Source organism: Pseudolabrys sp. (assembly GCF_035943735.1).
Classification (GTDB): domain Bacteria; phylum Pseudomonadota; class Alphaproteobacteria; order Rhizobiales; family Xanthobacteraceae; genus Pseudolabrys.
In genome coordinates this window covers 69,571-95,279 of the sequence record NZ_DASZBV010000022.1, presented here as the reverse complement: position 1 = coordinate 95,279, position 25,709 = coordinate 69,571, and the positions used below count along the sequence as shown (strand labels likewise).

The 25,709-nt window shown below is 65.1% G+C and carries 25 protein-coding genes, 3 tRNA genes and 1 pseudogene; 11 read left to right on the top strand and 18 right to left on the bottom strand.

Annotation, left to right across the window (positions count from 1 at the left end):
- Window positions 1–3: 3 nt before the first annotated feature.
- On the bottom strand, window positions 4–369 hold the full coding sequence (locus VGV41_RS17390) for an NADH-quinone oxidoreductase subunit A (RefSeq protein ID WP_326865219.1): 366 nt from the start codon (window positions 367–369) through the stop codon (window positions 4–6).
- A gap of 285 nt (window positions 370–654) precedes the next feature.
- On the opposite strand from VGV41_RS17390, the gene VGV41_RS17385 reads away from it, so the two are divergent.
- Together VGV41_RS17385 and VGV41_RS17380 are read left to right on the top strand one after the other, a co-directional pair.
- On the top strand, window positions 655–1,635 hold the full coding sequence (locus VGV41_RS17385; protein WP_326865218.1) for a tripartite tricarboxylate transporter substrate binding protein: 981 nt from the start codon (window positions 655–657) through the stop codon (window positions 1,633–1,635).
- Window positions 1,636–1,767: 132 nt separating this feature from the next.
- Window positions 1,768–2,682, top strand: coding sequence for an alpha/beta hydrolase (locus tag VGV41_RS17380; protein WP_326865217.1), 915 nt, complete (start codon window positions 1,768–1,770; stop codon window positions 2,680–2,682).
- A 64-nt stretch (window positions 2,683–2,746) separates the two neighbouring features.
- On the opposite strand, the gene VGV41_RS17375 is transcribed toward VGV41_RS17380, so the two are convergent.
- Together VGV41_RS17375 and VGV41_RS17370 are read right to left on the bottom strand one after the other, a co-directional pair.
- Window positions 2,747–3,469: a haloacid dehalogenase type II gene (locus tag VGV41_RS17375; RefSeq protein ID WP_326865215.1), complete on the bottom strand. Its 723-nt coding sequence runs from the start codon at window positions 3,467–3,469 to the stop codon at window positions 2,747–2,749.
- 64 nt (window positions 3,470–3,533) lie between these two features.
- Window positions 3,534–3,610 (bottom strand) — tRNA-Asp (locus VGV41_RS17370).
- A gap of 187 nt (window positions 3,611–3,797) precedes the next feature.
- Here VGV41_RS17370 and VGV41_RS17365 point away from each other — a divergent pair.
- From VGV41_RS17365 to VGV41_RS17355, 3 genes and pseudogenes are all read left to right on the top strand, one after another.
- Complete coding sequence (locus tag VGV41_RS17365; RefSeq protein ID WP_326865214.1) at window positions 3,798–4,106, top strand: HU family DNA-binding protein; 309 nt, start codon at window positions 3,798–3,800, stop codon at window positions 4,104–4,106.
- Between the two features lie 127 nt (window positions 4,107–4,233).
- A pseudogene (pepT, locus tag VGV41_RS17360) lies at window positions 4,234–5,485 on the top strand (peptidase T).
- 124 nt (window positions 5,486–5,609) lie between these two features.
- Window positions 5,610–5,834, top strand: a complete 225-nt coding sequence (locus VGV41_RS17355) for a hypothetical protein (RefSeq protein ID WP_326865212.1) — start codon at window positions 5,610–5,612, stop codon at window positions 5,832–5,834.
- A 64-nt stretch (window positions 5,835–5,898) separates the two neighbouring features.
- Here the strand turns inward: VGV41_RS17355 and VGV41_RS17350 are convergent, their stop codons facing one another.
- Window positions 5,899–6,879 (bottom strand): tripartite tricarboxylate transporter substrate binding protein, encoded by a 981-nt coding sequence (locus tag VGV41_RS17350; protein WP_326865211.1) that lies wholly within the window; start codon window positions 6,877–6,879, stop codon window positions 5,899–5,901.
- 265 nt (window positions 6,880–7,144) lie between these two features.
- Here VGV41_RS17350 and VGV41_RS17345 point away from each other — a divergent pair, with 265 nt between their 5' ends.
- Window positions 7,145–8,161 carry an MBL fold metallo-hydrolase gene (locus VGV41_RS17345; RefSeq protein ID WP_326865210.1) on the top strand — a complete coding sequence of 339 codons (1,017 nt, stop codon included), beginning with the start codon at window positions 7,145–7,147 and terminating at the stop codon, window positions 8,159–8,161.
- 3 nt (window positions 8,162–8,164) lie between these two features.
- Here the strand turns inward: VGV41_RS17345 and VGV41_RS17340 are convergent, their stop codons facing one another.
- From VGV41_RS17340 to VGV41_RS17320, 5 genes are all read right to left on the bottom strand, one after another.
- The gene (locus VGV41_RS17340) at window positions 8,165–8,779 is read right to left on the bottom strand and encodes a hypothetical protein (RefSeq protein ID WP_326865209.1); all 615 of its coding nucleotides are present in this window, start codon (window positions 8,777–8,779) and stop codon (window positions 8,165–8,167) included.
- Between the two features lie 152 nt (window positions 8,780–8,931).
- On the bottom strand, window positions 8,932–9,339 hold the full coding sequence (locus tag VGV41_RS17335; protein WP_326865207.1) for a GFA family protein: 408 nt from the start codon (window positions 9,337–9,339) through the stop codon (window positions 8,932–8,934).
- A 20-nt stretch (window positions 9,340–9,359) separates the two neighbouring features.
- Window positions 9,360–9,803: a MaoC family dehydratase gene (locus tag VGV41_RS17330; RefSeq protein WP_326865204.1), complete on the bottom strand. Its 444-nt coding sequence runs from the start codon at window positions 9,801–9,803 to the stop codon at window positions 9,360–9,362.
- Between the two features lie 31 nt (window positions 9,804–9,834).
- Window positions 9,835–10,110: a DUF4242 domain-containing protein gene (locus VGV41_RS17325; protein ID WP_326865203.1), complete on the bottom strand. Its 276-nt coding sequence runs from the start codon at window positions 10,108–10,110 to the stop codon at window positions 9,835–9,837.
- 105 nt (window positions 10,111–10,215) lie between these two features.
- A complete protein-coding gene (locus tag VGV41_RS17320) occupies window positions 10,216–11,055 on the bottom strand; it encodes a class I SAM-dependent methyltransferase (RefSeq protein WP_326865202.1) in 840 nt (279 codons plus the stop codon).
- A 215-nt stretch (window positions 11,056–11,270) separates the two neighbouring features.
- Here VGV41_RS17320 and VGV41_RS17315 point away from each other — a divergent pair, with 215 nt between their 5' ends.
- Window positions 11,271–12,245 carry an AraC family transcriptional regulator gene (locus VGV41_RS17315; RefSeq protein ID WP_326865201.1) on the top strand — a complete coding sequence of 325 codons (975 nt, stop codon included), beginning with the start codon at window positions 11,271–11,273 and terminating at the stop codon, window positions 12,243–12,245.
- Between the two features lie 249 nt (window positions 12,246–12,494).
- On the opposite strand, the gene VGV41_RS17310 is transcribed toward VGV41_RS17315, so the two are convergent.
- The 7 genes from VGV41_RS17310 to VGV41_RS17280 form a co-directional block, all read right to left on the bottom strand.
- Complete coding sequence (locus VGV41_RS17310; protein WP_326865199.1) at window positions 12,495–12,950, bottom strand: GAF domain-containing protein; 456 nt, start codon at window positions 12,948–12,950, stop codon at window positions 12,495–12,497.
- Between the two features lie 126 nt (window positions 12,951–13,076).
- Window positions 13,077–13,149 (bottom strand) — tRNA-Val (locus VGV41_RS17305).
- Between the two features lie 110 nt (window positions 13,150–13,259).
- Window positions 13,260–15,686, bottom strand: a complete 2,427-nt coding sequence (gene lon, locus VGV41_RS17300) for an endopeptidase La (protein ID WP_326865198.1) — start codon at window positions 15,684–15,686, stop codon at window positions 13,260–13,262.
- A gap of 312 nt (window positions 15,687–15,998) precedes the next feature.
- Window positions 15,999–17,276, bottom strand: coding sequence for an ATP-dependent Clp protease ATP-binding subunit ClpX (clpX, locus tag VGV41_RS17295; RefSeq protein ID WP_326865197.1), 1,278 nt, complete (start codon window positions 17,274–17,276; stop codon window positions 15,999–16,001).
- Between the two features lie 266 nt (window positions 17,277–17,542).
- Window positions 17,543–18,178, bottom strand: coding sequence for an ATP-dependent Clp endopeptidase proteolytic subunit ClpP (clpP, locus tag VGV41_RS17290; protein ID WP_326865196.1), 636 nt, complete (start codon window positions 18,176–18,178; stop codon window positions 17,543–17,545).
- A gap of 114 nt (window positions 18,179–18,292) precedes the next feature.
- A complete protein-coding gene (tig, locus tag VGV41_RS17285) occupies window positions 18,293–19,648 on the bottom strand; it encodes a trigger factor (RefSeq protein ID WP_326865195.1) in 1,356 nt (451 codons plus the stop codon).
- 112 nt (window positions 19,649–19,760) lie between these two features.
- A tRNA-Leu gene (locus VGV41_RS17280) sits at window positions 19,761–19,845 on the bottom strand.
- A 304-nt stretch (window positions 19,846–20,149) separates the two neighbouring features.
- Here VGV41_RS17280 and VGV41_RS17275 point away from each other — a divergent pair.
- On the top strand, window positions 20,150–20,539 hold the full coding sequence (locus tag VGV41_RS17275) for a CVNH domain-containing protein (protein WP_326865194.1): 390 nt from the start codon (window positions 20,150–20,152) through the stop codon (window positions 20,537–20,539).
- Between the two features lie 2 nt (window positions 20,540–20,541).
- Here VGV41_RS17275 and VGV41_RS17270 read toward each other — a convergent pair whose 3' ends face one another.
- A complete protein-coding gene (locus VGV41_RS17270) occupies window positions 20,542–22,032 on the bottom strand; it encodes an NAD(P)H-hydrate dehydratase (protein WP_326865193.1) in 1,491 nt (496 codons plus the stop codon).
- A 263-nt stretch (window positions 22,033–22,295) separates the two neighbouring features.
- On the opposite strand from VGV41_RS17270, the gene VGV41_RS17265 reads away from it, so the two are divergent.
- The 3 genes from VGV41_RS17265 to VGV41_RS17255 all read left to right on the top strand — a co-directional run bounded on the left by VGV41_RS17265 (window position 22,296) and on the right by VGV41_RS17255 (window position 25,166).
- Complete coding sequence (locus tag VGV41_RS17265; protein WP_326865192.1) at window positions 22,296–22,634, top strand: P-II family nitrogen regulator; 339 nt, start codon at window positions 22,296–22,298, stop codon at window positions 22,632–22,634.
- 53 nt (window positions 22,635–22,687) lie between these two features.
- Window positions 22,688–24,097: a type I glutamate--ammonia ligase gene (gene glnA / locus VGV41_RS17260; RefSeq protein WP_326865191.1), complete on the top strand. Its 1,410-nt coding sequence runs from the start codon at window positions 22,688–22,690 to the stop codon at window positions 24,095–24,097.
- A gap of 127 nt (window positions 24,098–24,224) precedes the next feature.
- Window positions 24,225–25,166 (top strand): glutaminase, encoded by a 942-nt coding sequence (locus VGV41_RS17255; RefSeq protein ID WP_326865190.1) that lies wholly within the window; start codon window positions 24,225–24,227, stop codon window positions 25,164–25,166.
- A 23-nt stretch (window positions 25,167–25,189) separates the two neighbouring features.
- On the opposite strand, the gene VGV41_RS17250 is transcribed toward VGV41_RS17255, so the two are convergent.
- Window positions 25,190–25,375, bottom strand: a complete 186-nt coding sequence (locus tag VGV41_RS17250; protein ID WP_326865189.1) for a DUF2735 domain-containing protein — start codon at window positions 25,373–25,375, stop codon at window positions 25,190–25,192.
- Window positions 25,376–25,709: the final 334 nt, after the last annotated feature.

Genomic DNA, 25,709 nt, shown 5'->3' with positions numbered 1-25,709 from the left:
GAATCAATCCCATTCCAGCGCCCCCTTCTTCCACTCATATATGAAACCGATGGTGAGGACGCCAAGGAAGATCATCATCGCCCAGAAGCCGAAATGCCCGATCTGGCGGAAGGCGACCGCCCACGGGAACAGGAAGGCGACCTCGAGATCGAAGATGATGAAAAGGATGGCGACGAGATAGAAGCGCACGTCGAATTTCATGCGCGCGTCGTCGAAGGCGTTGAAGCCGCACTCGTAGGCTGAGAGTTTCTCGGGATCCGGCTGCGAATAAGCCACCAAGAACGGTGTCGCCAGGAGGACGAGGCCGATGACGAGCGCCACGGCGATGAAAATGACCAGGGGCAAATAATCCAGAAGCAATGTGCTCATGGCGACCTCGCGCAGCCCCCGAATCCAGAATAGTTGCCGCCCAAGGACCGTCGGCAGCCGACTCACCGCCGCAAAACCGCGAAAACGCCCTTGGTTTTGGGGAGAGTCCTCAAGGACGGGAAGCGCCGGAGGCTTAGCGCAGGGAAACCGGGGTGGCAAGCCGACATTAGAATGCATCCACGGTGCGGACGCGGCCTCGCTGCGTCCCTGCGATTGACGCCGCAAATGGGGGCCTAGATAGTCCGCGGCAGGCGGCGACAAGAACAAACTTGTGGGGGAAACACTATGCCCAATCTGCGTCACATCGCGGGAACGCTGGCGCTCGCCCTGGCGCTGATCATGCCGGCGGTCGCGGCCTCGGCGGACAACTATCCGTCCCGTCCGATCAAGATCATCGTACCCTTCGGCGCCGGCGGACCGACCGACGTTTTCACCCGCGCCATCGCCGAGGAACTGCAGAAATCGCTGCACACCGCGGTTGTCCAGGAGAATCGTCCGGGCGCCGGCACCACCATCGGTACCGAGGTGGTCGCGAAGGCGGCTCCTGACGGCTACACGCTTCTGATGGTCTCCGGCACGCAGACGGTCAACGAGACCCTCTACTCACATAAGCAGTACCACCTGATGAAGGATCTGGTGCCGATCGCGCCGCTGATCGAGAGCGATCTGGTGCTGGTGGTGAATCCGAAGGTGCCGGTCAAGAGCGTGAAGGAGCTGATCAGCTACGCCAAGGCCAATCCCGGCAAGCTGAACTTCGGCTCGTCCGGTCCCGGCTCGAACTATCACATGGCCGCCGAACTGCTGAAGCATCTCACCGGCATCGATATCGTGCATGTCCCCTACCGTGGGTCGACCGGCATGCGCACCGACATCATCAGCGGCCAGATCCAGATGCTGTTCGACGCGGTGCCGACCATGGCGCCGATGATCAAGGGCGGCATGGTGCGCGCGCTTGGCACCACCGGCACCGCGCGTTCCCCCATCCTGCCTGACGTGCCGACCATCGCCGAGGCCGGCGTGCCCGGCTTCCAGGCGACGCTCTGGGTCGGCTTCATGGCCCCGGCCGGTACGCCCAAGCCGATCGTCGACCTGCTCAACCGCGAGATCACCAAGATCGTCTCGCGGCCGGAGATGAAGGCGGCCTGGGAAAAGCTCGGCGCCACGCCGGTGACGATGTCCCAGCCGCAGTTCACTTCGTTCATGCAGGCGCAGATCGACAAGTGGGCGCAAGTGATCCAGGCCAACCACATCAAGCTGACAAACTGACCGGACGGCCCAGCGACGGCCCTGCAAGCGATGCCGGCCGCGCGCCGGCATCGCCGCTTTTGCGCGCCCGCCTGATACGCTAAGAACCCGGCGCTGCCGGACCAAAACCGAGACAGGTGACGAATGAACGAGATGACGACACCCGCCATCAAGGGCGAGGAGCACTGGACCAGCAAGGACGGCGGCGTGAAGCTGTTCCTGTTCGAGAAGTGCCTCGGCGATCCGGCCAAGACGCGCGGCACCATCCTGTTCGTGCACGGCTCCTCGATGGCCGGCCAGCCGACCTTCGACCTGCAGGTGCCCGGGCGGCCGGATTCCTCGGCGATGGATCACTTCGCCAAGCTCGGCTACGACTGCTGGCTCGTCGACATGGAGGGCTACGGCCGCTCCACCAAGGACCGTGACAACAACGCGCCGATCGCGATGGGCGCCGACGACTGTTATGCCGCCGCGCTCTACATCAGGAAGCTGCGCGGCCCGCGGCCGCTGCTGGTCTATGGCATCTCGTCCGGCGCGCTGCGCGCGGCGATGTTCGCTGAACGTCATCCCGAGCTGGTCGCGCGCGTCGCACTCGACGCCATGGTGTGGACCGGCGAAGGCTCGCCCACCCTCGAGCAGCGGCGCAAAAGGCTGCCGGAATTCATCGGCAAGAACCGGCGGCCGATGGACAAGGCCTTCATCCATTCGGTGTTCGACCGCGACCATCCCGACACCGCGGAGCGGCACGTGATCGAAGCCTTCGCCGAGGCAGTGGTCGCGCTCGATGACTCGGTGCCGACCGGCACCTATGTCGACATGTGCTCGCGGCTGCCGGTGGTGGATCCGGAGAAGATCACGGTGCCGACCTTGATCATGCGCGGCGAGCACGACGGCATTGCCTCGATGGACGACCTGTTGAAGTTCTTCGCCAGGCTCGCGACCATCGACAAGCAGTTCACCGTGATGCCGGGCATCTCGCACGCCAGCTTCCAGCAGAAGAACTACATGATGGTCTATCACATCCTGGCCAGCTTCTTCTCGCAGCCGGCACCGGTGTATCGGGGGTAGTCGCAGCGTGTCCCGGATCGGCGGCGCACCACTGCGTGCTGCGCCTCAGCCGGGACACGGAATTTCAGCAGCCCAACTTGTCCGCCAGCGCCGCCAGATCCGCCGCCGCATAATCGACCGGCACGGTCGGCGCAGCCTCGCCGGTGTTCGGACCATACTCATTCACCCGCGCGGTGTGCGCGGTGCGCAGGCCACAGGCTGCGGCGGCCTTGAGGTCGTTCGAATGCGCGGCCACCATCATGCAGCGCCCCGGCGCGAGGTTGAGCGCTTCGCAGGAGCCGAGATAGGCGCGCGGCTTCGGCTTGTAGTCGCCGGCGATCTCGGCGCCGAGGATCGCATCCCACGGCAGAGCGTTGCGTCGGGCGAGATCGACCATCAGCGCGATATTGCCGTTCGAGCACGGCGCGATGATGAATTTGCGCTTGAGCCGCGCCAGCGCTGCCGGCACGTCCGGCCATGCGTCGAGCCGGTGCCAGGCCATGGTCAGGTCATGCAGCACGGCGTCGGACAGGCCGGTCAGGCCGAGGCGCGGGATGAAGCGCTCGAGATTGCGCCGGTGCAGGACGTCGAGCCTGGCGAAGGGGATGCGGCCGGAGCGGACCTCCTCCATGCCGGGCTGGTACTCGGCACGCCAGAAGTCGGCGAAGGCCAGCCAGTCAAGGCGATAGCCGAGCGGTGTGAGGATACTTTCCGCCTCGCGGGCGATCGAGGTGCGCCAGTCGACCAGGGTGCCGAAGACGTCGAAAAACAGGGCTGCGACGCCGGCCGCTTCGGTCTGTCCAGGCATCGGAACCGGCTCCTCGAAAGGCGCCAAAGGCGCGGCCGGAAGGGAGCCTAAGTCTTTGAAAGAATGGCGGGAGCGACGGGACTCGAACCCGCGGCCTCTGCCGTGACAGGGCAGCGCTCTAACCAACTGAGCTACGCCCCCGCGGGCGTGGGGCAGGACTTAAAGGCGCCCCACCCCCAAGTCAAGGACAACCCTCGCCACCCGCCAACTTTCAAGAAGTGCCCGATTTTCGCTAAGAATCGTTGGTCAAACCGTCTCCGAATCGTCTATTCGGACAAGCAGTCTGGCGTCCGGCCAGGCTCGCGGATCTCAAGAGGAGGGTCCCATTATGGCAACGGCTCCTGGTAAGTCAGCGACCCCGACCACTGTGACGCTGAAGCATCTCGCCGCCGCACTCGCGGATGCGCACGAGATGTCGAAGAAGCAAGCGGAAGAGGTTTTGGGCGACCTCGTCGGCAACATCGTGAAGCACTTGAAGAAGGGCGAGCGCATCCGCATCGGCGGCCTCGGCATCCTTCAGGTGCGCAAGCGCGCCGCGCGCATGGGCCGCAATCCGGCGACCGGCGAGCAGATCCAGATCAAGGCGTCGAAGAAAGTCGCCTTCCGCGCTTCCAAGGATCTCAAGGAAGCGATCTGACGGCTCGTTTCGAGCCTCAACCCTCCGGGGATTTCGGACGGCAGGTCCGGGGCAGCGCGCCCCGTGCCTGCCGTTTTTGCTTTGGCGTCCGTTATGATCGCTGTGTGACTGATTGGAAGGCGTGGCCATGGCGTCCATCGATTTCGACTACACCGTGCTCGAGCGCTTTCTGCGCTATGTGACCATCGACACGCAGTCCGACCCCGACTCCCCGACGACGCCGTCGACCGAGAAGCAGAAAGATCTCGGCCGCCTGCTGGTCGCCGAGCTGCGCGACGTGGGGCTTTCCGACGCCGACATGGATGGGAATGGCTACGTCTACGCGACGCTGCCGGCGACGAGCGCCAAGACGGTGCCGGTCGTCTGCTTCTGCTCGCACATGGACACCTCGCCCGACGCGCCCGGTGCCGGGGTGAAGCCGCAGGTGCATCGTAACTACCAGGGCGGCGACCATCGCCCTGCCCGCCGATCCGACGCAGGTCATCCGCGCGGCCGCGCATCCGGCGCTCAAGGACCAGATCGGCAATGACATCGTCACTGCCGACGGCACCACCTTGCTCGGCGCCGACAACAAGGCCGGCGTCGCCGAGATCGTCGACGCCATGCGCTTCCTTGCCGCGCATCCGGAAATTCCGCACGGCACGCTCAAGGTGTTGTTCACGCCCGACGAGGAGATCGGCCGCGGCGTCGACAAGGCCGACCTGAAGCGGCTGGCGGCGCAAGTCGCCTACACGATCGACGGCGAGACCGCCGGCCAGGTCGAGGACGAGACCTTCTCGGCTGACGGCGCGGTCGTCACGGTGCAGGGCGTGCCGGCCCATCCCGGCTTCGCCAAGGGCGCGATGGAGAATGCGATCAAGATCGCCGCGCGCATCGTCGACAATTTGCCGAAGGACACCTGCTCGCCGGAGACAACGTCCGGCAAGGAGGGCTTCGTGCATCCGCTCAGCGTCGAGGCCGAGATCGACCGCGCCGTGCTCAAATTCATCCTGCGCGATTTCACGACCGCGGGATTGCAGGAGAAGGCGGCGGTCGTGGAGACGGCGGTGAAGCGCGCGCTGGAGGGATTCCCGCGCTCGTCCTACACGCTCAAGGTCACCGAGCAGTATCGCAACATGAAGGCGGTGCTCGACCGCCATCCGACCGTGGTCGAGAATGCAATCGAGGCGGTGCGCCGCGCCGGCCTGACGCCGAGGAGAGCCTCGATCCGCGGCGGCACCGACGGCTCGCGCCTGTCCTTCATGGGCCTGCCCTGCCCCAACATCTTCGCCGGCGAGCACGCCTTCCACTCGCGGCTCGAATGGGTGAGCGTGCAGGACATGCAGGCCGCGGTGCGCACCATCGTGCACCTCGCGATAATCTGGGAAGAGCGGGCCTGAACGCGCTGCAGCATCAGGCGCTCGTGATCGCCGATTTGACAGACCGCCCGGAACCCCCGGCGGCAGCCTCCGGTTCATTCGATTACAAATCGAACAAGGAGGCTTCTCCGTGCGGATTGGAACATTGGTACTTGCCGTTGGCTTGGCGCTGGCGGCCGCGCCCGCCTTCGCACAAAGCCAGCCGAACTTTGGCCCGAACGCGCCGGCGCAGGGCGATTCCTTCGGCAAGCCGCCGTCCGGCCGGCTTCATCCGATGAGCGGGGCGAAAGCCTACGCCTACCGGGCGCACAGCTACAACGCGCTGCACTGGCGGAGGCACCACCGTCACTATCGCCACTACCACTATTGAGCCGGTCGCGGCCTGAACGTGCGGGCGGCTCAGGCCGCCGGCACGCGCGCCGTGGGCGACCGCTTCAAGCCTTCAAGCCGGCTGCGCGCGCGACGCCGTCCCAGCGCTTGAGTTCGCTGCGCATGAACGCGCCGAGAGCGTCGGGTCCCGCGTCGTAGGGATCGAAACCCTCCGTCGCCAGCGTCGCCATCGTCTGCGGATCGTGCATGGCGCCATGCCCGGCCGCGGCAAGTCTGTCGATGATCGGCCGTGGCGTGCCTGCCGGCGCCATCACGCCGATCCACAGGGTGACGTCGAAATCCTTCATCCCCGCTTCGGCGAGAGTCGGCACATCGGGAAGCGTCGAGGCGCGTTTCGCCGTCGTGGTCGCGAGCGCCTTGATCTTGCCGGCCTTGATCTGCCCCGCGACGGCGATGGCGTTCTCGAAGGCCATGGTGATGCGGCCGGCAATCAGATCGTTGATGACCTGCGGACTGCCCTGATACGGCACGTGCGTCAGCTTCGCACCGGCGCGCTGCGCGAACAACTCCGAGCAGAGGTCCGGCAGGCTGCCGCTCCCGACCGAGCCGTACAGCACCTTGCCGGGCTGCGACTTCGCCATGGCGACCAGTTCGTCGACGCTGTTCGCGCCGGCGTTCGGATTGACCACCAGCACATACGGGCCGCTCGCCAGCCGTGCGACCGGCGTAAACTGCTTGAGCAGATCGAGGCCGAGCCGCGCATTGACCACCTGGTTGGTCAGCGTCGAAGCGGCGATCAGGAACAGGGTGTAGCCGTCCGGTTCGGCGGCGGCGGCGTACTTGGCGGCGATGGCGGACCCCGCCCCCGGCTTGTTCTCCACGACCACCTGCTGGCCAAGCGCGGTCGAGGCGCCCTTGGCGAAGAAGCGGCCGACGACGTCGGACGCCGAGCCGGGTGTGAAGCCGACGATGAGCCGCAACGGCCGCGATGGATACGCGTCGTCGGCGAACGCGATGCGTGACAATGACGGGAGCATTGCCGCTCCCAGCGAGTGGCCCAGCATCTGGCGGCGCGACAGCGTCATGTTTTCCCCTCGGCGATCTGATTATGGGAAGTGAAACACCGCACGGTCGGCTTTCAATCCCGAGCCTGGCGTAATCGCATGCAGCCACGGCCTTTTGTTTGCACGGTCCCTTGCTCGACAGGTTAGCGAAAGCGCCGGACCTGTCTACCGGCCTCGCTCCCGAGCGGCGATGCACCGGCCATGGCGCCCGCAACAGCTTTCGCTAAGATGGCCTCGTCGTCTTATTGAAGCCGGGAGCGAACGCCGGCGCCCAGGGGAGAACACGATGACTGACGAAACGCACCCATCCGGCCTGTCGCGCCGTAGCCTCATCGCCGGCCTCGCGGCGGCACCGGCCTTGACGATGGCGGCAACGCCGGCGGCCGCACAAATGAAATCGACGGAGGACGAGGAGGCGCAAGCGCGGGCCGCGCTCAAAGACGCCAAGGGCACCAAGCTCGTCATTCTCGGCAGCGGCGCCGGCCCGGTCCCCGGCCGCACGCGGCGCATGACCTCGCATGTCATGGTGAGCAACGGCGCGGCTTACGTGGTCGATTGCGGCCTCGGCGTCACCAACCAGTATGCGCGCACCGGCATCCCGTTCGGCGCGCTCAAGTCGATCTTCATCACCCATCACCATGCCGATCACAACATCGAGTACGGACCTCTGCTCATCGTCGGCTGGATTCAAGGCATGCCGCTCTCGGTGCGCGCGTTTGGACCGCCGCCGCTCAAGCAGATGACCGACGACTTTCTGCGCGCCTACAAAACGACGGTCGATTTCTGGGCGGAGGACTTCAAGATGAAACCGCTCGTTTCGCTCGAGGTGAAGGAAGTGTCCGGCGCCGGCCCGGTGATGCAGGACGAGAATGTGAAGGTGTCGTCCATCGTCGTGCAGCATCCGCCGGTGACGCCGGCGTTGGCCTATCGCTTCGATTTCAAGGATCGCTCGATCGCCTTCTCCGGCGACACTGCGCCGCTCGACGCGGTCGCGACGATGGCCAAGGGGGCCGACGTGCTGGTGCACGAGGCGATGTTCGTGCCGGCAGTCGAGACCTACATCAAGGGCCAGATCGCGCGCGGACGCCCCGTCAAGCTCGAGGACTTCATGGCGCACATGAAGGCCGATCACACGCCGGTCGAGGATGTCGGCCGCATCGCGCAGAAAGCGGGCGTGAAGACGCTGGTGCTCTCGCACCTGACACCGGCGATCGACAAGCTCACCGACGACAAATGGCGTGCCGCCGCGGCGACGACGTTCAAGGGAGACATCGTCGTCGCGCACGACCTGACCGTGCTGTGAGGGTCACGCCCGCCAGACGTGGATGAGCACGGTCTGATACTCCGGCGCCTCGAGGCCCCAGCGGGCGATGCAATCGACACGCCGGAACCGGAGGCCGTGCTCCTCCGACATGACCCCTTCCGGCGTGCCGCCGAAGGCCTGGCGCGTGAAGTAGCCGACGACGAAGATCTGCCGCGAGACGGCCTGCGGCGCCGCCTCGTAGATCTGCTGCAGGCTCAAGCCCGGCGGCAGGCAGACACCGAGGACGTCGTGGTCTGGATAGCGGCGCAACGCCTCGACCGCATCCATGCGCGCGACCGGATGCCAGCCCGGCCGGCGGAAGCGCGGGTTCTCTTCGGGCGCGTAGCGATCGGTGGCGACGGTATCGATGCCGTCGATATGGTGCGCGCAATGCGCCCAGAAGCCGATGCCCGCCGCCACCGACAGCAGGGGGCCGCGCAGGTGGTGGCGCAGATAATCGAGCGCCTCGGCGCTCGGCAGCGCGCAGGCGTAGCGGCCGGCAACGGCGCGGGCGACGCCCTCGTCGGTGACTCGGCCAGTCAGTCGCTCGAGCCCCGCGCGCTGCGGAAGCGCCCGCCGGATCAGGTGCTCGGCGTACAACGTGTCAATGGCATGCACCGGACCAATCCGTCCGCCAATGCGATGCCGCCCCGCATGAATTTGCCGCGGCAAACGCCCGGCGGCGCCACGACAAAACGTCGCGCATGGCGCAACCTGCGGTGCGTCAGGTGCCCGACGTTGCCCGGTCCCCGTCTGCAAACGGCCTTCGTTCAGGGCTGCCCGTCGGACTGGGCGGCACCCGCGACGCGCGGAACCCAGGCGAGCCGCCGCTTGGTCCAGATCTCGCGCGCCGGGCCGCCGAGCGCGGCGCGTTCTGTCAGCGTGCCGATGCGCAGCGAATAGCGCGTCGGGTTTTCGGCAGCCGTTGCATAGATCGGCGTGCCGCAGTTCGGGCAGAAGGCATGCGCCCGGTGCGCGCCGCTATCGGCAACCTTGATGTAGACCTTCGGCTCGCCGCGCCGGATGCGGAACGTTCCCGGTATCGACTGGATGTTGGCGCGGAAGGCCGAACCGGTCAGCGTCTGGCAATCGGCGCAATGGCAGACCATGCCTGAGCCCGGCGTGACCTCGGCTTCGAACGCAATGGCGCCGCAATGACACCGGCCGTCGACTTTCATGCGTGCTCCATCGCGGTTGCCTATGCCGGCCGACGCGGCACCACGCCGATCGGCGTGAAGGTATAGACCGGTTCGCTGCGCTGATTGAAGGCCGTCCACTTGATCCAGACCAGCCCCTGCGGCTTCTTCTCCGACGGGACGAGCTTCACCACCTCCCCTTCGAGGTGGAGAACGTCGTCCGGCCGGACAGGCGCAAGCCAGCGCAATTCGTCGACGCCAATGCCAAGAAGAGGATGCGGCCCGAACGGCCGCACCTCGACAAACAAGCGCATCGCGATCGCGGCCGTGTGCCAACCGGAGGCGGCCAGGCCTTTGAGCGGCGTCTGCTCGGCGGCGGCCTCGTCGAGATGGTACGGCTGCGGGTCGAACTCGGCGGCGAAGCGCTTGATGTCGTCGCGCGTCAGCCGTTTCTCCGGGCTCTTGAAATGCATGCCCAGAGTCAGATCCTCGAACCACTCGATCATCGGCTCTCCCTTCCTGACCAGCGTCATCCTATCAGGAAAACGCCGTCATCGGATCGAGCACGGTGACGATCTCGTTGACCCGCGTGATCGGAAAGCCGGCGAGCCGCGAGTGCTCGCGCACGGCGTCCTCGCTATCGCCGAGATAGACACAGAAGGTGTTGTCGCCGGCCACGTAGGAGTGCACCCACTGCACCTTGCCCGCCAGCTTCGCCACGGCGCCATTCGAGGTCGCCGCCAGCTCATTGAACTGGGCGGCGTTGAGCCGGCCGATGCCGGGAATATGACGCTCGATCACGAAGCGTTTCATCTTTCATGTCCATGTGCGGCGCCCGCTGGAACGGCGGACGCAGGTCCAGAGCGAGATATCGCCGCGCCGTGAGGGAGCGGGCGCGGCGATGGTTGTTGCCTTGCCTCAGCGCTTCGTCACAACCACTTCGAGGTACTCGCCCGGCACGACCACCGTGCCGTCGCCGGACGTGTTGAAGCGGCCGATCAGTTCGATGATGTCCTGCGACAGCGCCTTCCGCCCGGCCGCGTTGAGCGCCTCGAAGGCCTTGAGCATTGGGCCGTAATAGTCGCGGAAGACGTCGAGGAAGTGCTGCGGCGAGCGGTAGCGGAAGACGAAATTGCGCGGCTTGGCCTTCAGCGCAGACGACTCGGCGCCGAACGCCTTTTCCATCCACTCCGACGTGCCCCACAGCGCCGGCGACTTCAGCCCGGCCGGCGGCGGCAGATGCTTGCCGATCGTCTTGAACATCTGTCCGATGAAGCCATCCGGGGTCCAGTTGGCGAGCCCGATGCGGCCGCCCGAGCGGCACACGCGCAGCATCTCGCTCGCCGTGCGGCCCTGGTCGGGGCTGAACATGGCGCCGAATGTCGACGCGACCGCGTCGAAGGCGCCGTCGCCGAACGGAAGCTCCTCGGCGTCCGCCTTCTGGAACGTCACCTTCAGGCCTTCCGCCTCCGCACGCAGACGACCGCGGTTGAGCAGGGCCTCGACATAGTCGGTCGAGGTCACGTTGCACCAACGGTGCGCGGCGGCGAGCGTGAAGTTGCCGTTGCCGGCGGCGATGTCGAGTACCTTGGCGCCGGCGCGCAGATCCATGGCTTCGGCCAGCTGCTCGCCGACGATCTGCAGCGTGGCGCCGACGACGGCGTAGTCGCCCGACGACCAGGCGGCCTGCTGCTTCGTCTTGATCGCTTTCAGGTCGGGCGTCGTCGCTTCGGGACGACAGTCGATGATCGTGGTCATGGTCAAACTCCGGTGTGTTGCGGCCCGGGGGGCGGGCCATGCGGTCTTGGTGGCCCGGGATGACTATGACGATGCGCCGCCGCGGCGAATGACCGTGCTGCCGGAGTTCTTGCTCATGCGTCCAAAATGGCCGGCGCCGTGCTTTTCTTCGCCCCAAAGCGCGCTAGTCTGCGCCAGGGGCTTGAAAAACGCTGCCGACCCGGAGCTTCCTGATCATGGCGGCCGACGTGCTATCGGAAGTGCTGTCGGCGGTGCGGCTCACCGGCTCGGTGTTCTTCGACGTCACGACGGCCCCACCCTGGGTCGCCGAAGCGCCGCCGTCGGCGCAGATCGCCGACGCCATCAAGCCGGGCGCGCAGCACGCGATCGAATATCACGTGATCACCCGCGGTTCCTGCTGGATCTCCATCGTCGACGGCGCGCCGTTCGAACCGGTGCAATTGCAGGAGGGCGACATCGCGGTTATTCCGCACGGCGAGCCGCACGTTGTGTCGAGCGCGCCGCGCATGCGCGCCGAACCGGACCTCGCCTCGCACCGGCGGCCCCCGGACGAGAGCGACCTGCCGTTCAAATTGCGCACCGGCGGCGGCGGCGCCACCGACGCGCATCTGATGTGCGGCTTCTTCACCTGCGACGTGCGGCCGTTCAATCCGCTGCTGGACGCCTTGCCGCGCTTCATGCGCATCGGCCGCGGCACCTCGGCGGCGACCGACGCGCTGCTCGAGCACTTCCTGCATCTCGCCTCGATCGACAACGCGGACAAGCGCGCCGGCGCGCAGAGCGTGCTCAACAAGCTCTCCGAGCTGCTCTTCATCGAGGCGATCCGCACCTACATGGACCAGCTTAGCAGCGCCAATACCGGCTGGCTGTCGGGCCTGCGCGATCCGCTGGTCGGACGCGCGCTCGCGCTCCTGCATGCGCGGCCGGCACGGGCCTGGACGCTCGACGAACTCGCCGGCAACTGCGGCGCCTCGCGTTCGGCATTGGTCGGCCGGTTCACGCAGTTGATGGGCTATCCGCCGATCCATTACCTCACCCGCTGGCGTATGCAGCTAGCGGCGCGGCGACTGACCGAACGCGGCGCCAAGGTCGCCGCCGTGGCGCAGGAAGTCGGCTACGACTCGGAAGCCGCCTTCAGCCGCGCATTCAAGAAATTTTCCGGGCAATCGCCAAGCGAATGGCGCTCGTGATGGTGGGCGGTGACAGTGTCGGACAATCGTGGGGCATCAAGTACTTAGGACCAAGGTAAGGGCACAACAGGCACTTTGAAGCGTAATTGTTCTTTTGGCCGCTACCCTCACCTTCCGGCTACAACGTGCGCGTCCGTGATGCACTAGTGGCAACAGACTAAACGCACCGATCATCGCAAGGCGTGCTCTGCGACCCTTCATCAGGTCCCGCCTGCGTACGCGGTTGTACGTGCCTGTTCGACGCCTGCGCTATCGCTCCTGCGCCTCGCTAAGGGCCTGGCTCGCGGCATCGGCGGCGAATTTCATGAGTGCAACATTCCACTCGTTTTCGGGCCTTGGATTGCGATACGCAATCACGAAGGTGCCTCGAGCCTCGCCGCCTACGTGCACGGGCCGAGACTGAACAGACTTGAGACCATACGCGAGACAAACTTGTCGCCACCGTTCGTCGAAGGAACGATCGTTTTGTACATCGGGACAAGTTATCGTCTCGCCGGTGGCAATGGCTTTGACGCACGATCCGAAACTGGAAGGCACCAGCGGCACATCCGTCAGAGCCAAAGAAAAATCCGGGGGGAGGCTCGGGAAAAGCGCCTGCTGTATGTGGGATCGACCTTCGTTGACCATGGTCAATCCCGCGACTGCACCGGGAGCCAATGCTTCCACGTGCGCGCAGAGTTTTCTCAAGGCTTCAATGTCCGTCATATGCAATATTTAGCATACCGAACTACCGTGTGGAAGGACCCCGGACGCGACCCATACGCGCTCAGCCTGTACGGCGGTCCGAAAACAACCCACTCAGCAACGCCTGAGGCCGCCGAAAAACCGCGGTGGGCGGTGACGGACTCGAACCGCCGACATCCTGCGTGTAAAGCAGGCGCTCTACCAACTGAGCTAACCGCCCTTGGCCCGCCGGTTTATCGCCCGTCCGCGGCGTCGGCAAGCGGCTTTGCTCAAGACGAAAACGGCGCCCGCGGGAGGGCGCCGTTTTCTTGAGTTCTCGCGAGACCGCGGTCAGTGCGCGGTCAGACCCGAGCCTTCCTCATCCGGTTTAGCCTCGGCGGCGGCAAGCTTGGCCGCCTCCTCGTCCCAGGTGATCGGCTCCGGCTTGCGCACCAGCGCGCGGGCCAGCACTTCGTCCATCCGCGTGACCGGCACGATCTCGAGGTTTTTCTTGATCGTATCGGAAATCTCGGTGAGGTCCTTGGCGTTCTCCTCCGGGATCAGCACGATCTTCATGCCGCCGCGCGCGGCGGCCAGGAGCTTCTCCTTGAGGCCGCCGATCGGCAGCACGCGGCCGCGCAGCGTGATCTCGCCGGTCATGGCGACGTCGCGGCGCACCGGAATGCCGGTCATCACCGAGACGATGGCGGTGACCATGGCGACGCCGGCCGACGGGCCGTCCTTAGGCGTCGCGCCTTCCGGCACGTGCACGTGGATGTCGCGCTTGTCGAACAAAGGCGGCGCGATGCCGAAGGCGGCCGCACGCGAGCGGACGTAGGACGCCGCCGCCGAGATCGACTCCTTCATCACGTCACGCAGATTGCCGGTGACGGTCATCTTGCCCTTGCCCGACATCGACGTGGCTTCGATCGTGAGCAGTTCGCCGCCCACATCGGTCCACGCCAAGCCGGTGACGACGCCGACCAAATCCTCGGCCTCGATCTCGCCGTAGCGATATTTCGGCACGCCGAGATAGTCGCCGAGATTGGCGGCCGTGACGGCGATCGCCTTCTTCTTCGACGTCATCAGTTCCTTCACCGCCTTGCGGATCAGGTTCGACAGCTCGCGCTCGAGGTTACGGACGCCGGCTTCCCGCGTATAGCGGCGGATCAGCGTCAGCAGCGCCTCGTCATCGATCGACCATTCCTTCAGTTGGAGCCCGTGCTTGGCGATCGCGGCCGGGATCAGGTGCTTGCGCGCGATCTCGCCCTTCTCGTCCTCGGTGTAGCCGGCGATGCGGATGATCTCCATACGATCCATCAGCGGCGCCGGGATGTTCAGCGTGTTCGCCGTGGTGATGAACATCACGCTCGAGAGGTCGTACTCGACCTCCAGGTAGTGGTCCGCGAAGGTCCCGTTCTGCTCGGGGTCGAGCACCTCGAGCAGCGCCGAGGACGGATCGCCGCGGAAGTCGGCGCCCATCTTGTCGATCTCGTCGAGCAGGAACAGCGGATTCGAGGTCTTGGCCTTGCGCATCGACTGGATGACCTTGCCGGGCATCGAGCCGATATAGGTGCGGCGGTGGCCGCGGATCTCGGCCTCGTCACGCACGCCGCCGAGCGACACGCGCACGAACTCGCGGCCGGTCGCCTTCGCGATCGACTTGCCGAGCGAGGTCTTGCCGACGCCCGGGGGGCCGACGAGGCACAGGATCGGGCCGGTCAGCTTGTTGGCGCGCTGCTGCACGGCGAGGTACTCGACGATGCGCTCCTTGACCTTCTCGAGGCCGTAGTGATCGGCGTCGAGGATTTCCTCGGCGGCATTGAGGTCCTTCTTGACCTTGCTCTTCTTGTTCCACGGGATCGACAGCAGCCAGTCGAGATAGTTGCGCACGACGGTGGCTTCCGCCGACATCGGCGACATCTGGCGCAGCTTCTTGAGCTCGTGCGTCGCCTTTTCGCGGGCTTCCTTGGAGAGCTTGGTCTTCTTGATCTTGTCTTCCAGCTCCTGGAGCTCGTCGCGACCTTCCTCGTCGCCGAGCTCCTTCTGGATCGCCTTCATCTGTTCGTTGAGGTAGTACTCGCGCTGCGTCTTCTCCATCTGCCGCTTGACGCGGGTGCGGATGCGCTTCTCAACCTGCAGCACCGAGATCTCGCTCTCCATCAGGCCCAGCACCTTCTCCAGGCGCTGGGTGACGGACGGCGTCTCCAGGATGTCCTGCTTGTCGGCGATCTTCACCGCGAGATGCGAAGCGACGGTGTCGGCGAGCTTGGCGTAGTCCTCGATCTGCTGAATGACGCCGACGACTTCCGGCGACACCTTCTTGTTCAGCTTCACGTAGTTCTCGAACTCGGTGACGACCGAGCGCGCCATGGCCTCTGCCTCGACGCGGTCGCCGCTATCGTCGGCGAGCGCGGTGGCGTCGGCTTCGTAGTACTCGACGCGGTCGGTGTACTTGAGTACGCGCGCGCGCGTCGCGCCTTCGACCAGCACCTTCACGGTGCCGTCGGGAAGCTTCAGCAGCTGCAGCACGCTCGCCAACGTGCCGACCTCGAAGATAGAGTCGGTCGCCGGATCGTCGTCGGAGGCGTTCTTCTGCGTGGCGAGCAGGATGAAGGTGTCAGAGCGCATCACTTCTTCCAGCGCCTTGATCGACTTCTCACGGCCGACGAAGAGCGGGACGATCATGTGCGGAAACACCACGATGTCGCGCAGCGGCAAAACGGGATAAGCCCGGGTCTCGCCAGGCTGCAGCTGAGGTCGTGGCTTGGTGGTCATTGCGGGTATCCTTGTTGTTGTGCCCCTGTCACCACGACCCGCTCTTGCGGCATCGTCCGACAGTGCCGATCGGAAGGGCAAGGCGCGCCGAACGCGATGGTCCGGCGCTTACCGCGGGAAGTCCCTTACCCAGTCAAAACTATGATTCGTACGCGAGACGGTATCGGACACTATACGTATGTCGGACCGCCAGGGTCTGCAAGTAACGCCCGGTTTTCCAGTTAAAACCGCGATACAGACCGCAGTTCCCCACGCCCGGGAACGACGCGGCGGGCCGCACCGGCTGTCCGGGGCCCGCCGTCGGTATCATTATCAGGCGCTGGCGCTGCCCGATTCGGCCGTGCGGTCGCTGCGGTCGGCGTAGATGTAGAGCGGCCGCGCCGTCCCCTCGACGACTTCCTTGGAAATCACGACCTCCTCGACGCCTTCCAGGCTCGGCAGGTCGAACATCGTGTCGAGCAGGATGCCTTCCATGATCGAACGCAATCCGCGCGCGCCGGTCTTGCGGTCGATCGCCTTGCGGGCGATTGCACCGAGCGCCTCTTCGGCGAGCGTGAGGTCGATCGACTCCATCTCGAACAGACGCTGGTACTGCTTGACCAGCGCGTTCTTCGGCTCGACCAGGATCTTCTTCAGCGAAGCCTCGTCGAGGTCCTCAAGTGTGGCGACCACCGGCAAGCGACCGACAAACTCGGGGATGAGGCCGTACTTGAGCAGATCCTCGGGCTCGACCTCGCGGAAGATCTCGCCGGTCTTGCGATCCTCGGGCGCGAGGACCTTGGCGCCGAAGCCGATCGAGGTCGAACGGCCGCGCGACGAGATGATCTTGTCGAGGCCGGCAAAGGCGCCGCCGCAGACGAAGAGGATGTTGGTTGTGTCGACCTGCAGGAACTCCTGCTGGGGATGCTTGCGCCCGCCCTGCGGCGGCACGGAGGCGATGGTGCCTTCCATGATCTTCAACAGCGCCTGCTGCACGCCCTCGCCCGACACGTCGCGCGTGATCGACGGGTTGTCGGACTTGCGCGAGATCTTGTCGATCTCATCGATGTAAACGATGCCGCGCTGCGCGCGCTCGACATTGTAATCGGCGGCCTGCAACAGCTTCAGGATGATGTTCTCGACGTCCTCGCCGACGTAACCGGCCTCGGTGAGCGTCGTCGCATCCGCCATCGTGAACGGCACGTCGAGGATGCGCGCGAGCGTCTGCGCGAGCAGCGTCTTGCCCGAACCGGTCGGACCGATGAGCAGGATGTTCGACTTCGCCAACTCGACGTCGTTGTGCTTGGCCTGATGGTTGAGGCGCTTGTAGTGGTTGTGCACCGCGACCGAGAGCACCTTCTTCGCATGGTCCTGGCCGATGACGTAGTCATCGAGCACCTTGCGGATCTCTTTCGGCGTCGGAATCCCGTCGCGCGACTTCACCAGCGAGGACTTGTTCTCCTCGCGGATGATGTCCATGCACAGCTCGACGCACTCGTCGCAGATGAACACCGTCGGACCGGCGATGAGCTTGCGGACTTCGTGCTGGCTCTTGCCGCAGAACGAGCAGTAGAGAGTGTTCTTTGAATCGCTGCCGCCGACTTTGCTCATTCCATTCTCCGTCACATTCGCTCGCCACACAGACGTACGTGCATCGAACGAAGCAATTTACGCGCCGGACTTCCGGCACGGCGGCCTAACCGGGGAGGCACGCAAACCCATTCTCTCCCCTACACCATAAGCGAAGCATGCTAACGACCTGATAATCAAGAATCTATTAACGATAATGCAGCACTCACAGCCGGCAAAAAAGGCCGTATCGGGGCAGCCGTCCCGGCGTCGAGTGTGGCCGCTGGCTCCCGCCCGGGCAAGTCCGGTCAGACTGGCTTCGGCAGCAGCAGGTCTTCGGCCCGGCGGTCGATGACCTTGTCGACCAGCCCGAAGTCCCGCGCCGCCTCAGCGGTCAGGAAATAGTCGCGCTCCAGCGCGTCTTCGATCTTCTTCAGCGACTGGCCGGTATGCTTCACGTAGATCTCGTTGAGCCGCTTCTTCAGGTTCAGGATTTCCTGCGCGTGCAGCATGATGTCCGTGGCCTGACCCTGGAACCCGCCCGAGGGCTGGTGAACCATGATGCGGGCGTTCGGCAGCGCGAAGCGCTGATCCTTGGCGCCGGCGGCGAGCAGCAGCGAGCCCATCGAGGCGGCCTGGCCGATGCAGAGAGTCGCCACCGCCGGACGGATGAACTGCATGGTGTCGTAGATCGCCATGCCCGACGTCACCACCCCGCCCGGCGAGTTGATGTACATCGAGATTTCTTTCTTCGGGTTCTCCGCCTCGAGGAACAGAAGCTGCGCCACGACGAGCGTCGACATCCCGTCCTCGATCGGACCGGTGATGAAGATGATGCGTTCCTTCAGGAGCCGCGAAAAGATATCGTAGGCGCGCTCGCCCCGGTTGGTCTGCTCGACCACCATGGGGACGAGATTCATGTATGTCTCGACGGGGTCTCTCATTTCTGCTCCTTGACGCGAATCACGAAGGCATCCGCAAAGCTTAGCCTTCCGGCCCGCGCCGGGTGATCTATTTGCGCCGGCCCCCCGGCGCAAGTGAGGCAGGACGATCCGGCGTCAGGCCGGCACAGTGTCGTCTTCCTTGAACAGCTCCTCGCGCGACACCTTGTTGTCAGTGACCTGCGCGAGTTCAAGCAGGAAGTCCACGACCTTCTCCTCGAAGATCGGGGCGCGCATCGAGGCGACCGCCTGGGCGTTCTGGCGGAAGTACTCGTAGACGCGCTGCTCCTGGCCGGGGAACTGGCGCATGCGCTCCATGATGGCGCGGTTGAGCTCGTCCTCGCTCACGGTGATGTTGTTCTTCTCGCCGATCTCGGCGAGCACCAGACCAAGCCGCACGCGGCGTTCGGCGATGGCGCGATATTCCTCCTTCGCCTTCTCTTCGGTGGTGTTCTCGTCGGCGAAGGTCTTGCGCTCGTTCTCCATCTCCTGGAGCACCGTGTGCCAGACGCGATTGAACTCCTCGTCGACCAGCGACGGCGGCGGCTCGAACTTGTGCATCTTGTCGAGCTCGTCGAGCAGTGCGCGCTTCACCTTCTGCCGCGTCGCCGCCGTGTGGTCGCGGCCGAGTTGCTCGCGCACCGCCTCGCGCAGCTTGTCGAGGGATTCCAGCCCGAGCGTCTTGGCGAACTCGTCGTCGACGGTGACCGTACCGGCCGCCTCCACCGACTTGGCGGTGACGGCAAATTCCGCGTCCTTGCCGGCCAGATGCTCGGCCTGATAGTGCGCCGGGAAGGTCACTTTGATGGTGCGGCTCTCGCCAGCGGCGATGCCGACAAGCTGATCCTCGAAGCCCGGGATGAAAGTGTTGGAACCGATGAGGACCGGCGCGTCCTCGCCGGTGCCGCCCTCGAAGGCCTCGCCATTGATGGTGCCGACATAGGAGATGACGACACGGTCGCCCTTTTCCGCCTTGCCGCCCTCGGCGCGCGCCGCGAAGGGTTTGTTCTGTTCGGCGATGCGGGCGATGCCCTCGTCGACCTCCGAGTCGGCCACGTCGGCGACCGGCTTTGTGATCTTGATGTCCTTGAAGTTGCCGAGCGTGATCGGCGGCACGATCTCGAGCGCCATCGTGTAGTCGAGGTCGCTTTTGCCCTCGATCAGCTTCTCGACGTCGTCCTTTTCCTCCGGCAGCGTCACCTTCGGGTCGGCGGCGAGCTTGTAGCCTCGCTCGGACACGATCTGGTTATTTGCGTCTCGCACGGTGGCCTCGATCACCTCGGCCATGGTCGAGCGCCCGTAGAGCCGCTTGAGGTGGTCGACCGGCACCTTGCCGGGACGGAAGCCGTTGAGGCGGACCTGGTTCTTCAGTTGCTCCAGCCGCGCGCTGACTTTCGATTCGAGCTCGGCGGCGGGCACTACGACCCGGTATTCCCGCTTGAGACCTTCGGAGAGCGTTTCGGTAACTTGCATTGGCCACACTGCTTCTTTGCTAGCACTCGCGTCGCATCGGCACTAAGCCCTACGCGCCGGTCGTGTCGGAATGCGGGCCTTGCGGCCCAGGTCATCTCATCAGCCCTTGTCTTGGTGCGGGCGGAGGGACTCGAACCCCCACGACTTTCGCCACTGGAACCTAAATCCAGCGCGTCTACCAATTCCGCCACGCCCGCAAAGGGCGACCGCAGGATTGCCCTGCGCCGCGACCGGGCTTAACGCGCCGTCACCCGCCAAGGCAAGGCGTCAAACGCCGCGTCCCGCGAGCGGCGCGGCTTATATCACGCAGGCGGTGGAAGGCATCAAGAAAATGGGGACCGGCGCGGCCCGCGCGAAAATGCAACGCACCCGCCGCACCGCGTGGCGGGGTTGTAAACCTGTGACAATTCAGTTGCATTATTTACATACACGCGCTTTAGTTGTCTATCGCCGGCACCTTTCCGACGGCTGGCACGGCCCGAAACCTGACGGGAGGACCTCATGAAGATCGCTTTGTTCGCCGCGACCGCCGCTGTGCTCCTCGCAACCCCGGCCCTCGCGAGCAATACCTACCAGAACACCTGCTCCAACATCGCTTTCGCCTATTCGGGCAACGACGCGGCGATCACCGCCGTGTGCCTGAAGGCCGACGGCAGCCCCAACGCGACCAAACTGATCCTCCAGGGGATCAGCAACCAGAACGGCAAGCTGACGCAGGGCAGCGGCGCCAGCACTTTCCAGAAGAGCTGCGGCAACATCCTGATCATCGTCGGCAACAGCCCGAACACGACGCTGTCGGCGCTTTGCCGGATGTCGAACGGCAGTTCGACCGCGACCAGCCTGTCGCTCAACGGCATCGCCAACAACAACGGCAACCTGGTGCAGCAGTAGGATCAGCGCAGGTCGGCGCTCAGGCGCCGGTACACGGCCGGCAAGGCCTCGGGCAGATCTTCGGAGATCAGCCCGGGGCCGAAGGCCGCCGCAGCCTCGCCATGCAGCCAGACGGCGGCGCTGGCCGCCTCGAAAGCCGGCATATGTTGCGCGAGCAGCGCCGCCACCATGCCGGCAAGGACGTCGCCGGCGCCGGCGGTCGCGAGGGTGCCGGGAGCATTATCGGCGATGCTGGCGCGGCCATCGGGGGCGGCTACGACGGTGTCGGCCCCCTTCAACAGGACGACGGCTCCGCTAAGCGCCGCCGCCGCGCGCGCCTTCTCAAGTTTCGAAAGAACCTGAGTATCCTTTTCTAATGTATTGAACAGACGTTCGAACTCTCCTCCGTGCGGTGTCATGACGACCGGCGCGGCGCGGCTGCGGCTGGCGGCGAACAGCGCTTCCGGCTCCGATGCGAAGCTGGTCAGGGCGTCGGCGTCGAGGACAACCGCCGCCGTACTGCCGAGCGCCGCCTGCACCTGCCGCACCATGTCGGTGCCGGTGCCGCCGCCGGGGCCGAGCACCACTGCGTTGCGACGCGTATCGGCAAGGAATTCGCTGAGCGCAGCGACGCCGTCCACCCGCCGCACCATAATGGCGAGGCTGGCCGCCGCGTTCACGGCCAGCGCGTCGGCCGGGCTGGCAATGGTCACCAGGCCCGCCCCTGCCCGCAGCGCCCCGCGCGCGGCAAGCCGCGCCGCGCCGGTGGTCGACAGCCCGCCCGACACCACGACAACGTGACCGCGCGCGTATTTGTGTCCCTCGGGCTTCGGCACGGGGAAACTGTCGCGCCACAGCGCCGGCCGGTTGGCGAAGGTCTTCGGCTTGATCGTCTCCAGCACGCTTGCCGGGATACCGATGTCGGCGATCGCGAGCGTGCCGCAATGCAGCCGCCCCGGCAGCAAGAGGTGGCCCGGCTTGGCGCGGAAGAACGTAATCGTTTCGGTGGCGCGTACCGCGACGCCCATGACCATGCCGGTCGTGCCGTTGATGCCGCTCGGCAGATCGACCGCGACGACCGGCGCATGCACGCGGTTCATCGCCTCGATCATCATGCGCGGCAGACCCGTCACCTCGCGGTCGAGGCCGGCACCGAACAGCGCATCGACGACAACATGGTCCGGATCGACCGCGTCCGGCGTCGCGGCTTCGACCGCGCCGGCCCAGCGCGCGGCCGCCATGGCGGCGTCCCCTTTGAGCTTGGCACGCTCGCCCACCAGCATCATCCGCACTGGTGTATTCCGCTCGGCCAGCATGCGGGCCAAGACGAAACCGTCGCCGCCATTGTTGCCGGGCCCGCAAACCACCGTGACCGGCCGCCCGCGCCGCAGCCTCGAGACGGCGTCGGCGACCACGCGCCCGGCCGCCTCCATCAGCGCAACGCCGGGCGTGCCGCCGGCGATCGTGCGCCGGTCGGCGTCGCTCATCTCGGCGCTGGTGAGCAGTTCGAGCATGCCCCGGACCCTAGCGATGCAGCGGATATCCGACAAACCGCGCCGGTCTGCTTTCAATTGATCGTCTTTTCTGCCTACTTTTTCGTCATCTTGCCTAATATTGAGGCCACACATTTGCGGCACCCGCCCAATACAGTTGCTTCCTACCCCCAAGCATCTGAACAAAAATGGGGTTTTCGCTTCTGCCCGTTTGGCACGGGTTCTGCTAACGAAACGTCGGTTCTCCGGATGTCACCCGGCGAGCGGGAGGTCAGGACAACGCAATGAAGAAAATCGAAGCCATCATTAAACCTTTCAAGCTCGACGAGGTGAAAGAGGCGTTGCAGGAGGTCGGCCTGCAGGGGATCACTGTGACCGAGGCGAAGGGTTTCGGCCGCCAGAAGGGGCACACGGAGCTCTACCGGGGTGCCGAATACGTCGTGGATTTTCTCCCGAAGGTGAAAATCGAGGTCGTGGTTGGCGACGACATGGTGGAAAAGGCGATCGATGCGATCCGGCGGGCCGCCCAGACTGGCCGGATTGGAGACGGCAAGATATTCGTCTCCAACATCGAAGAGGCCATTCGTATCCGAACGGGTGAATCCGGGATTGACGCCATCTGAGCCGCGGGCCAAGACCCGCCGGTAAAACCACCACCAAGGGGGACTGCAGACCCATGACCACCGCCAAAGACGTCATGAAGATGATCAAGGATAACGACGTGAAATACGTCGATTTCCGCTTCACCGACCCGCGCGGCAAATGGCAGCACGTGACCTTCGACGTCACGATGATCGAAGAGGATACGTTCGCCGAAGGCCAGATGTTCGACGGTTCCTCGATCGCCGGCTGGAAAGCGATCAACGAGTCCGACATGTGCCTGATGCCCGATCCGGCCACCGCCTGCATCGACCCCTTCTTTGCCGAGACCACCCTCGTCCTGGTCTGCGACGTGCTCGAGCCGACGACCGGCGAGCCCTACAATCGCGATCCCCGCGGCATGGCCAAGAAGGCCGAGGCGCTGGTGAAGTCGATGGGCCTTGGCGACACAATCTACTTCGGACCGGAAGCCGAGTTCTTCGTGTTCGACGACGTGAAGTACAAGGCCGATCCCTACAACACCGGCTTCAAGCTCGACTCGATCGAGCTGCCGACCAACTCCGACACCGACTACGAAGGCGGCAATCTCGGCCACCGCATCGGCATCAAGAAGGGCTACTTCCCGGTGCCGCCGCAGGATAGCGCGCAGGACATGCGCTCGGAAATGCTCGCGGCCATGGCCAAGATGGGCGCCAAGGTCGAGAAGCACCACCACGAGGTGGCCTCGGCCCAGCACGAACTCGGGCTGAAGTTCTCGCCGATGACCTTCATGGCCGACCAGTTGCAGATTTATAAGTACTGCATTCAGCAGGTCGCGCAGATCTACGGCAAGACCGCGACCTTCATGCCGAAGCCGATCTACGGCGACAACGGCTCGGGCATGCACTGCCACCAGTCGATCTGGAAGGACGGCAAGCCGATGTTCGCCGGCGACAAGTACGCCGGGCTTTCCGACATGTGCCTGTCCTATATCGCCGGCGTCATCAAACACGCCAAGGCGATCAACGCCTTCACCAACCCGACCACCAACTCCTACAAGCGTCTGGTGCCGGGCTTCGAGGCGCCGGTGCTGCTCGCCTACTCGGCGCGCAACCGCTCGGCGTCGTGCCGTATCCCGTACACGGACAGCCCGAAGGCCAAGCGCGTCGAGGTCCGCTTCCCCGATCCGCTCGCCAACCCGTATCTCGGCTTCGCGGCGCTCCTGATGGCCGGTCTCGACGGCATCAAGAACAAGCTCCACCCCGGCGACGCGATGGACAAGGACCTCTACGATCTGCCGCCGGCCGAGCTCAAGCAGATCCCGACCGTCTGCGGCTCGCTGCGTGAGGCTCTCCAGAACCTCGACAAGGACCGCGACTTCCTCAAGGCGGGCGGCGTGTTCGACGACGACTTCATCGACAGCTATATCGAGCTGAAGATGACCGAAGTCATCCGCTTCGAGCACACGCCGCATCCGGTCGAGTACGAGATGTATTACTCGGCGTAACAGCGCTTCCTCCCAAGACATTGCTCCGTTTAGCGGTGTCACTCGTCGGGCGCTTCCCTCAAGGGAAGCGCCCCTTTTTTATGGAAGGCCGCGCGGGCACCGCCGCCGCATCGCGCCTGTGACCGACATGACAATTGCCACGCGAGAACTCGAGCGTGTCGTTAGGGAGATTGCCGACGAGATGTCGGCGCGTCCGGACCGTGGCGAGGTCGCAGGCTACATTCCCGAACTCGCGCGGGTCGATCGCAACGCCTTCGGACTGGTCGTAGTCGATGACGCCGGCAACGTTGCCGCAGCCGGCGACTGCGACGTTCCCTTCTCGATCCAGAGCATCTCGAAGGTGTTCACGCTGACCTTGGCGCTCGGCAAGGCCGGCGACCGGCTGTGGCAACGCGTCGGACGCGAGCCTTCGGGCAGCCCGTTCAACTCGATCGTGCAACTCGAATACGAGCGCGGCAGACCGCGCAATCCGTTCATCAATGCCGGTGCGATTGCCGTGACCGACCTGATCCTGTCAGGGCATCAGCCGCGCGAGCTGCTCGGCGAGATCGTGCGGTTCATGCAGTTCCTGTCCGATGACGACAGCATCGGCATCGACGAGGCGGTCGCCGCGTCGGAGCAGCGCAGCGGCTTCCGCAACGCGGCGCTCGCCAACTACATGAAATCGTTCGGCATGCTGGAGAACCCGATCGACTACACGCTCGGCGTCTATTTCCACCATTGCGCTATCGCCATGTCGTGTCGGCAATTGGCCATGGCCGGCCGCTTCCTGGCGCATCTCGGCCGCCATCCGACCACCGGGCTGTCGGTGGTGCAGCCGGAACGCGCGCGCCGCATAAATGCGGTGATGCTGATGTGCGGCCATTACGATGGTTCCGGCGAGTTCGCCTACCGGGTCGGGCTGCCGGCCAAGAGCGGCGTCGGCGGCGGCATCCTTGCGATCGCGCCGGGCAAGGCGTCGATTGCCGTCTGGTCGCCGGGCCTCGATGCCAATGGCAATTCTTATCTCGGGCGCGTTGCGCTCGAGGCGCTCACCAAGCGCATGGGCTGGTCCGTCTTCGGCGCGTGACGGAGCCGTCGGCGTCAAACCACCTAGTGGTCCATGCGCTCGTGCTCCTCGCGGATCGCCTCGTCGTGATACCAGCCGCTGCCCGTCACGGTCGGCGCGGCCCGCTGCTCGCTCTGGCGTGCCGCCTTGCCATCGCTCTCCACGGCAAAGCGTCCGCGCGCGGGGAAGGTGTAGATCGTTGCCGTCTCGCGTTGCGATTCCGTCGTCATGTCGGGCTCCTTTCGTGGGCCGCCTGAATGGACGTGTGTCGCGATAGAACGCCTGGCACTTTGACTCGACGCAAAGCCGCACATCAAATGATCGTAATGCCTACAATCTAGGCACATCCCGCGCTGCCCGCCCGCGTCGACAGGTGGACGGCGCGCGGAAAACCGCGGTTCAGCCTTCAAACGCGAGACAAACCACCGACCCTCCCGCGAACAAACGCCGCCTTTGATTGGCACGGATCGTGCTTCGCTGGCCGCGGCAGTTGGCGGCCGGGGCGCCGTTGGCGGCTGAGCACGCACTCACTTACCGCGACTCGTGTCTTCAGCTCACAGAGAG

Coding starts and splice junctions, on each gene's coding strand:
- VGV41_RS17265 (WP_326865192.1), top strand. CDS start 22,296: ATGAAGAAAATCGAAGCCATCATTAAACCTTTCAAGCTCGACGAGGTG.
- VGV41_RS17320 (WP_326865202.1), bottom strand. CDS start 11,055: ATGACCACGATCATCGACTGTCGTCCCGAAGCGACGACGCCCGACCTG.
- glnA (WP_326865191.1), top strand. CDS start 22,688: ATGACCACCGCCAAAGACGTCATGAAGATGATCAAGGATAACGACGTG.
- VGV41_RS17365 (WP_326865214.1), top strand. CDS start 3,798: ATGGCAACGGCTCCTGGTAAGTCAGCGACCCCGACCACTGTGACGCTG.
- VGV41_RS17325 (WP_326865203.1), bottom strand. CDS start 10,110: ATGAAACGCTTCGTGATCGAGCGTCATATTCCCGGCATCGGCCGGCTC.
- VGV41_RS17275 (WP_326865194.1), top strand. CDS start 20,150: ATGAAGATCGCTTTGTTCGCCGCGACCGCCGCTGTGCTCCTCGCAACC.
- VGV41_RS17330 (WP_326865204.1), bottom strand. CDS start 9,803: ATGATCGAGTGGTTCGAGGATCTGACTCTGGGCATGCATTTCAAGAGC.
- VGV41_RS17310 (WP_326865199.1), bottom strand. CDS start 12,950: ATGACGGACATTGAAGCCTTGAGAAAACTCTGCGCGCACGTGGAAGCA.
- clpX (WP_326865197.1), bottom strand. CDS start 17,276: ATGAGCAAAGTCGGCGGCAGCGATTCAAAGAACACTCTCTACTGCTCG.
- VGV41_RS17390 (WP_326865219.1), bottom strand. CDS start 369: ATGAGCACATTGCTTCTGGATTATTTGCCCCTGGTCATTTTCATCGCC.
- VGV41_RS17250 (WP_326865189.1), bottom strand. CDS start 25,375: ATGACGACGGAATCGCAACGCGAGACGGCAACGATCTACACCTTCCCC.
- VGV41_RS17345 (WP_326865210.1), top strand. CDS start 7,145: ATGACTGACGAAACGCACCCATCCGGCCTGTCGCGCCGTAGCCTCATC.
- VGV41_RS17335 (WP_326865207.1), bottom strand. CDS start 9,339: ATGAAAGTCGACGGCCGGTGTCATTGCGGCGCCATTGCGTTCGAAGCC.
- VGV41_RS17375 (WP_326865215.1), bottom strand. CDS start 3,469: ATGCCTGGACAGACCGAAGCGGCCGGCGTCGCAGCCCTGTTTTTCGAC.
- clpP (WP_326865196.1), bottom strand. CDS start 18,178: ATGAGAGACCCCGTCGAGACATACATGAATCTCGTCCCCATGGTGGTC.
- VGV41_RS17350 (WP_326865211.1), bottom strand. CDS start 6,879: ATGACGCTGTCGCGCCGCCAGATGCTGGGCCACTCGCTGGGAGCGGCA.
- VGV41_RS17255 (WP_326865190.1), top strand. CDS start 24,225: ATGACAATTGCCACGCGAGAACTCGAGCGTGTCGTTAGGGAGATTGCC.
- VGV41_RS17385 (WP_326865218.1), top strand. CDS start 655: ATGCCCAATCTGCGTCACATCGCGGGAACGCTGGCGCTCGCCCTGGCG.
- VGV41_RS17380 (WP_326865217.1), top strand. CDS start 1,768: ATGACGACACCCGCCATCAAGGGCGAGGAGCACTGGACCAGCAAGGAC.
- VGV41_RS17270 (WP_326865193.1), bottom strand. CDS start 22,032: ATGCTCGAACTGCTCACCAGCGCCGAGATGAGCGACGCCGACCGGCGC.
- VGV41_RS17315 (WP_326865201.1), top strand. CDS start 11,271: ATGGCGGCCGACGTGCTATCGGAAGTGCTGTCGGCGGTGCGGCTCACC.
- lon (WP_326865198.1), bottom strand. CDS start 15,686: ATGACCACCAAGCCACGACCTCAGCTGCAGCCTGGCGAGACCCGGGCT.
- tig (WP_326865195.1), bottom strand. CDS start 19,648: ATGCAAGTTACCGAAACGCTCTCCGAAGGTCTCAAGCGGGAATACCGG.